The sequence below is a fragment of the Streptomyces sp. NPDC058231 genome (assembly GCF_042882275.1).
GTDB lineage: Bacteria > Actinomycetota > Actinomycetes > Streptomycetales > Streptomycetaceae > Streptomyces.
Map to the genome: position 1 here is coordinate 1 of NZ_JBHVWN010000154.1, position 3,066 is coordinate 3,066.

The window sequence follows — 3,066 nt, forward strand, 5'->3', positions numbered from 1 at the left end:
GACCGAGAGCCAGGTATGGCCTGAGTGGGTGTGGCATTGGGAAGGCTGGGCTTTGGGGCGAACGCGCCGACGATGTAGGCGCCATGGTCGCCGCCCCGGAGAGTTTCCGGGGTCTCGCCGTCGGCGCGGGTGCAGGAAGTGTTCCAGGACGAATACTGCGGCATGCGTCTCGTCGTACACGTCAGTGATGTCGTACCGTCATGCCATGACCAGAACAATCACGCTTATGTGGCTTCTGGCGTGCGTCGGGGTCGGCATGATCCTGTGGTTGCTGACCAGCGCGCCGGACATCAGCTCAGGCTACCCCGGCTCCATGTGCCACTCAGTTCTCGGCACCGGGTGGAGCTCTGCACACGGGTTGATGGACAAGGGAGTAGAGGCGTCGTGCGCCTCCTTCCAGTCGCGCCGCCTGGGCTGGGCAGTGGTGGTGTCGGTACCGACGGTAGTACTCGCCTCTGCGGGCATCCGCCGCCGGAGCGCCTGACGTTGCTCTGTCCGAAGTCTCCAGGCAGAGCAACGGGCCGACCGGACCAGCACATCACCCGCACGTTCGCGCGTCGGCGGGACCTCCGGACCTCGACGGTCACGCGCGAGGTGATGCGCAACGGCGGTCCCACCGTTGCAGGCAGGCCGCGCCCTCGGGAGCCGAAGCACCCGCGCACTTCCACGGACGCAACGCCGTCAAGGTACACAAATCGAGGGGGCGTTCACCACCGTCGTCCTGGGCGCGGGCGCGCCCACGATGATGGTCGGGGTGATGGTCTCCTCACCCTCACCGACTCGGGTGCGCCAGGTCCACCGCCCAACTCGTCGAGACCTCACGCCGAGGCATCAGCGTCCTCGGCCCCGGCACACAGCTCTCCGCTCATTGATTTCAGAGCACGACGAGAAGTCATGTCTTCCGCTTGAGCTTCCTGTTTGCCGAACGACTCTGCACGTGCACCTCCAACTTGGGGTTGTTCCCCGTCTTCACGAAGAGGGTTCCCTGGACATCCGTACCGCACAAAAGGCTGCGCGCCGCGTCTCCCGATGGACGCGGTCGGTGTCCCGTGGAGTGCTGCGAGGCGTGAGGCGTACGCGAACGACCGGAACAGCCCGGACCCATGCGGCCACCGGTGAGGTGTCAGGCTCCGGGCTGGATCGGGCCGATGGCGGTACCGGTGGTGACTTCGAAGTGGCCTTCGGCGACGGAGGTACCCGGGATCTCTCCGGCTGGAGCCCGGAGTGTGAACGACGCCTCGTCCGTGGGGGTGCCGTGGCCGTTGTTGGGGACGCAGATATCGAAGTGGACGGGGTGGCCCGGACCGAAGGTCACCACGGTGGTCTGACCGCCGTACCGGCCGACCCTGACGTCGAGCGGCGAACCGTGGTTCGCGAAGGCCACGTCGGTCGGGGAGCCGACCAACTTGCATGGCGCGTACCCCTTCGGCGCGGTCAGCGTGACCCGGAAGTGGACGCGCCCGGAACTGGCCCGGTCACGTGTGATCTTCGCGAGGTGGTTGGCCGGCCTGCATGCCGACGGAGCCTCGACGTCTCCCGCTGTCGCGGCCCGGGCGGTACCTAGCCCTGTGATGGCCGCCAAAGCGACGGCGGCGACAGCGACGGATGTGTGGTTCATGCGCATACTGGACTCTCCCTGCCTTGCTGTTGGTTTCACAGAGCTTTCCCACGAAACCACGGATCGGCGCGATCCCTGCTCGACACACCGCCACAAGGTCCTTCCGCGGTTGCTCCGCGCCCACAGCGACGTCTCCCGCATCCGACCGCTGCTGGTGGGCCACCCCACCTTCCCTCGACAGTCCCTGCGCAGTGTCGTCGAGGAGCCGGATCCAAGAGTGCGCGTTCTCGCGCTCAAGGACCCCGAGCCGGCTGTTGCGGAGCTGCCGCGGCTCGCGGCCTGCGCTGAGCCGTTGCTGCGCGCCGGCGCGACGGGGGCGGGCCTGAGGATCCGTTGATCAGGTCCGGGCATCAGCCGACACCAGGCGACACAGTCACGCCAGGCCGGCCTTCACCTATCAGCGACAGAGCCGGCGAACGGGACCGAGTGCGATGTCGTAGGCAAGGATTTGAGAGTACGGAGGGTGTCGCCCGTTTTCAGCATGCCTCTACGAGGCAGTCCTGTGGTGGGCAGTCGCGTAGCGGAGCAGTACGACCCCCGACAGGAACGGCCGTGTCTCCAGTAGTTCCAGGTGCATCTCGGCGGACTTGAACAGCTGGACACCGGAACCGACAACGACCGGGAAGACGAACAGCCGGTACTCGTCCACCAACCCTCCAGACATCAGTGCGTGGACGAGTTGCGTGCTGCCTGTAGCGACGATGTCGCGACCGGGAGCCTTCTTCAATGCCTGCACCTCCTCAAGGACGGGGCCGCGCAGCACCGTGGAGTTCTCCCAGCCGGGATCGTCCATCGTGCGGGAGACGACGTACTTGTCTACTGCGTTCAGGTAGGCGGAGATGCCTGTGTGATCGTGCTTCTGCTGCGGCCAGAAGCCGCGGAACGCCTCGAACGTGTTACGGCCCACGAGTAGCGCGTCAGCCGCGTCCCGGTGTTCGGTGATGGCCGCTGTGATGTCGGACTGATCGGTCTCCTTGGCCAACGGATCGAACCAGCCCCCAGCCATGTCCATCACACCGTCAAGTGTGAGGTTCTCGGTGACGACCAATTTGCGCATTACAGCCTCCCGTAGCGTTGGGGTACAAGAGACAGACGGCCTCCAGCTCGAAAAATCATCGGTGACGGAGCAGTACCGATTAGGGCGTCTGGTCGCTGACCGTCAGGCCGGAAGGCCGCGGGGCGGTGGCGGTGGTGGCGGAACGCAGCCCGCGGAGCAGGACTGGAGCGGGATGCGCAGGTCGATGCCGTGCCGGAAGGGCCTTGCGCAGGTGTTACAGCAGCTCCCCGAACTCGCCCGCCGCGACCTGGACCTTCGCCTCGTCGACGCGCAGGAGAACCCGCTCGCCCATTCCGAGCCGTCATTTTCCTTGGCCACGACACGATGACGTTGATTGTCCTGGCGGTCGGATACGCCGGCTCGGCCTGAGTCTCCGGGACTACCGTGCCCC

The 3,066-nt window shown here is 66.1% G+C and carries 2 protein-coding genes; both read right to left on the reverse strand.

Annotated elements, in window-relative coordinates; translation table 11 throughout:
- Nucleotides 1–1,123 precede the first annotated feature (1,123 nt).
- The gene (locus tag ACFVXE_RS38870) at nt 1,124–1,618 is read right to left on the reverse strand and encodes a hypothetical protein (RefSeq protein ID WP_389678495.1); all 495 of its coding nucleotides are present in this window, start codon (nt 1,616–1,618) and stop codon (nt 1,124–1,126) included.
- A gap of 487 nt (nt 1,619–2,105) precedes the next feature.
- Nucleotides 2,106–2,675 (reverse strand): dihydrofolate reductase family protein, encoded by a 570-nt coding sequence (locus ACFVXE_RS38875; RefSeq protein ID WP_389678496.1) that lies wholly within the window; start codon nt 2,673–2,675, stop codon nt 2,106–2,108.
- Nucleotides 2,676–3,066: the final 391 nt, after the last annotated feature.

What these genes read in the sequence shown, in the direction of transcription:
- ACFVXE_RS38870 (WP_389678495.1), bottom strand. Translation starts at nt 1,618, where the DNA reads ATGAACCACACATCCGTCGCTGTCGCCGCCGTCGCTTTGGCGGCCATC.
- ACFVXE_RS38875 (WP_389678496.1), bottom strand. Translation starts at nt 2,675, where the DNA reads ATGCGCAAATTGGTCGTCACCGAGAACCTCACACTTGACGGTGTGATG.